The organism is Streptomyces sp. NPDC088915 (assembly GCF_044749825.1).
Classification (GTDB): domain Bacteria; phylum Actinomycetota; class Actinomycetes; order Streptomycetales; family Streptomycetaceae; genus Streptomyces.
The window spans coordinates 1-5,563 of record NZ_JBIVIR010000044.1 but is presented as its reverse complement, the minus strand read 5'-3'; the positions used below and the strand labels follow the sequence as shown (position 1 = coordinate 5,563).

The window sequence follows — 5,563 nt, the reverse complement described above, 5'->3', positions numbered from 1 at the left end:
GTGATCAGCGTCTCGACGGCGACGCGCGAGGTGGGGTCCTCGCGCAGCAGCGCGTCGAGGATGGTGTCGCTGATCTGGTCAGCGATCTTGTCGGGGTGCCCCTCGGTGACGGACTCCGAGGTGAACAGACGACGGGACACAACGCTCCCTGGGGTTGCAGCGGCTGCTGGCTACTCGTGGCTCGGACCGGCAGGGGGCTGCGCCCCGCGACGTTCCACGAACAGTCTATCGGTCGTGATCGGACAATGGGCCAGGTGTCTCGCCTGGTGAATGCCCCGTGGCGGCCGGAACCGGTCGCCGACAAGGGCGGGACGGCCGCTCCGGTGGGACGCGAATCACTCGCGGGGCGGGTGTTTCGCTCCTCCTCCCGGGTGACGGCACCCGGGCGGCGGCGCGCCGGGACTGGCCGGACCCGGACGTCCCGGTCGTCTCAGCCGGTGGGACGCAGCCGGGGCAGGACCAGGTCCCAGACCGTCTCGGCGAGCGCTTCCTTCGGTCCGTACGGCACGGGGGTCTCGGTGCCGTCCGCGGCGAGCACCACGGCCTCGTTCTCCTCGGAGCCGAAGGTCTTGCGCTCCCCCACCTCGTTGACGACGAGGAGGTCGCAGCCCTTGCGGGCGAGCTTCTCGCGTCCGTTGGCGAGGACGTCGTCGGTCTCGGCGGCGAAGCCGACGACCACCTGGCCGGGCAGGGCCCGGTCGGCGGAGAGCTCGGCGAGGACGTCGGGGTTGCGGACGAGCTCGACGACGGGGGCGCCGTCGTCGCCCTTCTTCTTGATCTTGCCGGGGGCGTAGACGGCGGGGCGGAAGTCGGCGACGGCGGCCGCCATGACCACCGCGTCGGCGTCGGCGGCGGCCTTGAGGACGGCCTCGCGGAGCTGGACGGCGGTGCCGACGCGGACGACGTCGACGCCGGCCGGGTCGGGGAGGCCGGTGTTGGCCTCGACGAGGGTGACCCGGGCCCCCCGGGCGGCGGCGGCCCGGGCGAGGGCGTAGCCCTGCTTGCCGGAGGAGCGGTTGCCCAGGTAGCGGACGGGGTCGAGGGGCTCGCGGGTGCCGCCCGCGCTGACGACGACGTGGCGGCCGGCGAGGTCGGGGGCGGCGGCACCCCGGGCGAGGACGCGGCGGCAGACCTCGAAGATCTCGCCGGGGTCGGGCAGCCGTCCCTTGCCGGTGTCGGCGCCGGTGAGGCGGCCGACGGCGGGCTCGATGACGACGGCGCCGCGGCGGCGCAGGGTCGCCACGTTCTCCTGGGTCGCCGGGTGCTCCCACATCTCGGTGTGCATGGCGGGGGCGAAGACGACGGGACAGCGCGCGGTGAGCAGCGTGTTGGTGAGGAGGTCGTCGGCGAGGCCGTGGGCGGCCTTGGCGAGCATGTCGGCGGTGGCGGGGGCGACCACGACGAGGTCGGCGCCCTGGCCGATCCGTACGTGCGGCACCTCGTGGACGGACTCCCAGACCTCGGTCGACACGGGGTTCCCGGAGAGCGCGGACCAGGTGGCCGCGCCGACGAAGTGCAGTGCGGAGTCGGTGGGCACGACCCGGACGTCGTGGCCCGACTCGGTGAGCCGGCGGAGCAGCTCGCACGCCTTGTAGGCGGCGATGCCGCCGGTGACGCCCAGAACGACCTTCGGCTTTGCCACGACTTCCACGACTCCCCGCACTCGGACGCGCACTCGGACGCGTACGGCTCCATACGACTCCATGAGACACCACAGGCCCGGCGGATGTTCCGCCGGGCCTGTGGTGACAAGCGTTACAAGCGCTGCGCGCTTACTGCGCCGGGCCCTCGATGGCCTCGGACGTCAGCAGACCCGCGTTGATCTCGCGCAGGGCGATCGAGAGCGGCTTCTCGTGGACGTGGGTGTCGACGAGCGGACCCACGTACTCCAGCAGGCCCTCGCCGAGCTGGGAGTAGTACGCGTTGATCTGACGCGCGCGCTTGGCCGCGTAGATCACGAGGCTGTACTTCGAGTCGGTGGCCTCGAGCAGCTCGTCGATCGGCGGGTTGATGATGCCCTCGGGCGCGGTGATGGAAGAGGACACGCTCTACCTTCCGAAGATGGAAAAAAGATCAGACACACTGCAGGGACCTGGGGATCATTCCCCAGAAGACAGCAGCATCAACGTTAGCAGCTCGCGCGCCACGTCCTCGACGGAGGTGTTGACGAGGGTGGTGTCGAACTCGGCCTCGGCGGCCAGCTCGACCTTCGCGGCGTCCAGGCGGCGCTCGATGACCTCGGGGGACTCGGTGCCGCGGCCGGTGAGGCGGCGGACCAGCTCGTCCCAGCTCGGCGGGGCCAGGAAGACCAGCTGGGACTCCGGCATGGAGTCCTTCACCTGGCGGGCGCCCTGGAGGTCGATCTCCAGGAGGACGGGCTCGCCGGAGTCGAGGCGGTCGAGGACCGCGCCGCGGGGGGTGCCGTAGCGGTTGCCCGCGAACTCGGCCCATTCGAGGAGCTCACCGTTGGCGATCAGCTTGTCGAACTCGTCGTCCGTCACGAAGAAGTAGTGGACGCCGTGCTTCTCGCCGGGGCGGGGCTTCCGCGTCGTCGCCGACACCGAGAGCCAGACCTCGGGGTGGACCTTGCGCATATGCGCGACGACCGTGCTCTTGCCGACCCCGGAGGGGCCGGAGAGCACGGTCAGCCGCGGACGTACCTCTGCTGCCATACAGCGATTATTCCAGTGGTCCACCCCCGCTTGCGCAGGGACGATGCCATATGACGGAAATGCCCGAAAGGTCAGGCGCCGGTGGAGCCGAACTCCCGCTCCAGGGAGGCGATCTGGTTGGAGCCGAGACCGCGCACCCGGCGGCTCTCGGAGATGCCGAGCCGCTCCATGATCTGCTTGGCGCGGACCTTGCCCACGCCCGGCAGGGACTCCAGGAGCGCGGAGACCTTCATCTTGCCGATGACGTCGTTCTCCTGGCCCGTCTTGATGACGTCGTGGAGGGATGCTCCGGAGTGCTTGAGTCGATTCTTGACCTCGGCCCGCTCCCGGCGAGCCGCGGCGGCCTTCTCGAGCGCGGCTGCGCGCTGTTCAGGGGTAAGGGGCGGAAGAGCCACGCCTACGTCACCTCGGATGTCGATCTGTCGGATACGGACCGGTGAGGAACCTAGTCGCCCCGCACCAGTGGAGCAACGGTCAACGGAGTGGCCGCTGAACGCCTGCTCTGCCCCGGAGACTAGCGGCCGAGGCCGCTCCAGTCAGCGAGAACAGCGGAAAAGTCCTGGTCAGCATCGACCGACCAGGACTTTCCCGACATAAAGACCGGGTTTTGGGCCAAGATTTCGTCAAGTGGCGGGACGACCGGCCGGAGCGGGCCCCGGGAACCGGCCCGATCCGCTCCGACCTGCGGATTGGTCCCGCCGGGGATCAGGCGCCGACGGCCGCGCGGATCTCGTCCGCGTACCGGAGCGCCGAGTCCCGCAGGGCGGTGGCGTCCGGACCGTGCCGCAGGACCCCGCGGCTGACGTTCGGGACGACGTTGCGGACCGCCGCGCCGAAGACGGCGGGGAGGTCGGCGGGGGTCGCGCCCTGGGCGCCGATGCCGGGGGCCAGGAGGGGGCCGTTGATGTCCAGGTCGAAGGAGGACAGGTCGCCGAGGGTGGCGCCGACGACCGCGCCGAAGGAGCCCATGGGGGTCTCCCCCGCGTTCTCCTCGGCCAGGTGGGCGAGCATCGTCGCGCCGATCGTCCGCCCGTCCTCGCGGACGGCCCGCTGGACCTCGCTCCCCTCCGGGTTGGAAGTGAGGGCCAGGAAGAAGAGGCCCGCGCCGGACTCGCGGGCCAGGTCGACGGCCGGCTGCAGGGAGCCGTAGCCGAGGTACGGGGAGACCGTGAGCGCGTCGGAGAAGAGCGGGGACTCCTTGCGCAGGAAGGCCTCGGCGTAGGCGGCCATGGTGGAGCCGATGTCCCCGCGCTTGGCGTCCATGACGACCAGGCCGCCCGCCGCGCGCAGGTCGGAGACGGCGCGCTCCAGGACGGCGACGCCGCGCGAGCCGAAGCGCTCGAAGAAGGCGGACTGGGGCTTGAAGACGGCCACGGTGCCGGCGAGGGCCTCGACGACGGTGAAGGTGAAGCGCTCCAGGCCGGCGATGTCGTCGGTGAGGCCCCAGGAGTCGAGCAGGGCGGCGTGCGGGTCGATGCCGACGCAGAGCGGGCCGCGCTCGTCCATGGCGGAGCGCAGGCGGGATCCGAAGGAGAGCGTCACTGGGCGGCCTTTCGGTTGTCGGCGCCGACGGCCTCGGCGAGGGTGGCGTACGGGGAGGCCGCGAGGCGCGCGGCGAGGCCCTTGTGGATCGCGCGGGCGTAGAACGGGCCCTCGTAGATGAAGGCGCTGTAGCCCTGGACGAGGGTGGCGCCGGCGAGGATGCGCTGCCAGGCGTCCTCGGCGTTCTCGATGCCGCCGACGCCGACGAGGACCAGGCGGTCGCCCACGCGCGCGTGGAGGCGGCGCAGGACCTCCAGGGAGCGCTGCTTGACCGGGCGGCCGGACAGCCCGCCGGTCTCCTCGATCAGCTCGGGCGCGGACTTCAGGCCGAGGCCCTCGCGGGCGATGGTGGTGTTGGTGGCGATGATGCCGTCGAGGCCCAGCTCCAGGGCGAGGTCGGCGACCGCGTCCACGTCCTCGTCGGCCAGGTCGGGGGCGATCTTGACCAGGAGCGGGACCCGGCGGTCGGTGACCGTGCGGTCGGCCGCCTCGCGCACGGCCGTCAGGAGGGGGCGCAGGGACTCGGTGGCCTGGAGGTTGCGCAGGCCGGGGGTGTTCGGGGAGGAGACGTTGACGACGAGGTAGTCGGCGTGCGCGGCGAGGCGCTCGGTGGACTTCACGTAGTCGGCGGCGGCCTCGGCCTCGGAAACGACCTTGGTCTTGCCGATGTTGACGCCCACGACCGTCCTGAAGACCGGTACGCGCGCGTGGAGGCGGGCGGCGACGGCGGCGGAGCCCTCGTTGTTGAAGCCCATGCGGTTGATCAGGGCGCGGTCCGGGACGAGCCGGAAGAGGCGCTTCTTGGGGTTGCCCGGCTGGGCCTCGCCGGTGACGGTGCCGATCTCGACGTGGTCGAAGCCGAGCATCGCCATGCCGTCGATGGCGACGGCGTTCTTGTCGAAGCCGGCGGCGAGGCCGAAGGGGCCGTGCATCCGCAGGCCGAGGGCCTCGGTGCGCAGCTCCTCGTACCGGGGGGCGAGGGCGGCGGCGGCGAAGGTGCGGAGCACCGGGACGCGGGCGGCCAGGCGGATCCAGCGGAAGGCCAGGTAGTGGGCCTCCTCGGGGTCCATCCGCTTGAAGACCAGGTGGAAGAACAGCTTGTACATCGTCCGAAATATCCCTTGTTCGGTCATGAAGAGGGGGACACCGCGCTGTGGCCGGTGTCCCCCTTCTCCGTACGGGCTGCTAGTCGCGGGCCGCGACGAGGTGCTCGGCGTGCTCCTGGAGGGAGCGGACGCCGACGCCGCCGTGGTTGAGCGCGTCGATGCCCTGGACGGCTGCGGCGAGGGCCTGGACGGTGGTCAGGCACGGGACGCCGCGGGAGACGGCGGCGGTGCGGATCTCGTAGC

7 protein-coding genes are annotated in these 5,563 nt (G+C 71.6%); all 7 read right to left on the bottom strand.

Translation table 11 applies throughout. The annotated features are described in order from the left end of the window. Positions 1–140: S-adenosylmethionine synthetase N-terminal domain-containing protein (locus ACIP5O_RS36795; RefSeq protein WP_401302204.1), on the bottom strand; the 140-nt coding region annotated here is incomplete at its 3' end. 290 nt (positions 141–430) lie between these two features. Further along, positions 431–1,705, bottom strand: a complete 1,275-nt coding sequence (gene coaBC, locus ACIP5O_RS36790; RefSeq protein ID WP_401302202.1) for a bifunctional phosphopantothenoylcysteine decarboxylase/phosphopantothenate--cysteine ligase CoaBC — start codon at positions 1,703–1,705, stop codon at positions 431–433. A gap of 67 nt (positions 1,706–1,772) precedes the next feature. Next, a complete protein-coding gene (gene rpoZ / locus ACIP5O_RS36785) occupies positions 1,773–2,045 on the bottom strand; it encodes a DNA-directed RNA polymerase subunit omega (protein ID WP_005319902.1) in 273 nt (90 codons plus the stop codon). A 54-nt stretch (positions 2,046–2,099) separates the two neighbouring features. Beyond that, positions 2,100–2,672 carry a guanylate kinase gene (gene gmk / locus ACIP5O_RS36780; protein ID WP_125657518.1) on the bottom strand — a complete coding sequence of 191 codons (573 nt, stop codon included), beginning with the start codon at positions 2,670–2,672 and terminating at the stop codon, positions 2,100–2,102. A gap of 71 nt (positions 2,673–2,743) precedes the next feature. Beyond that, positions 2,744–3,067: an integration host factor gene (locus ACIP5O_RS36775; RefSeq protein WP_121828861.1), complete on the bottom strand. Its 324-nt coding sequence runs from the start codon at positions 3,065–3,067 to the stop codon at positions 2,744–2,746. A 310-nt stretch (positions 3,068–3,377) separates the two neighbouring features. Further along, positions 3,378–4,214, bottom strand: a complete 837-nt coding sequence (pyrF, locus tag ACIP5O_RS36770) for an orotidine-5'-phosphate decarboxylase (RefSeq protein WP_401302199.1) — start codon at positions 4,212–4,214, stop codon at positions 3,378–3,380. Continuing rightward, positions 4,211–5,320, bottom strand: coding sequence for a quinone-dependent dihydroorotate dehydrogenase (locus ACIP5O_RS36765; protein WP_401302195.1), 1,110 nt, complete (start codon positions 5,318–5,320; stop codon positions 4,211–4,213). The genes pyrF and ACIP5O_RS36765 overlap by 4 nt, the downstream gene beginning before the upstream one ends. Between the last annotated feature and the right edge of the window lie 243 nt (positions 5,321–5,563).

What these genes read in the sequence shown, in the direction of transcription:
- coaBC (WP_401302202.1), bottom strand. Translation starts at nt 1,705, where the DNA reads ATGGAGTCGTATGGAGCCGTACGCGTCCGAGTGCGCGTCCGAGTGCGG.
- gmk (WP_125657518.1), bottom strand. Translation starts at nt 2,672, where the DNA reads ATGGCAGCAGAGGTACGTCCGCGGCTGACCGTGCTCTCCGGCCCCTCC.
- ACIP5O_RS36765 (WP_401302195.1), bottom strand. Translation starts at nt 5,320, where the DNA reads ATGTACAAGCTGTTCTTCCACCTGGTCTTCAAGCGGATGGACCCCGAG.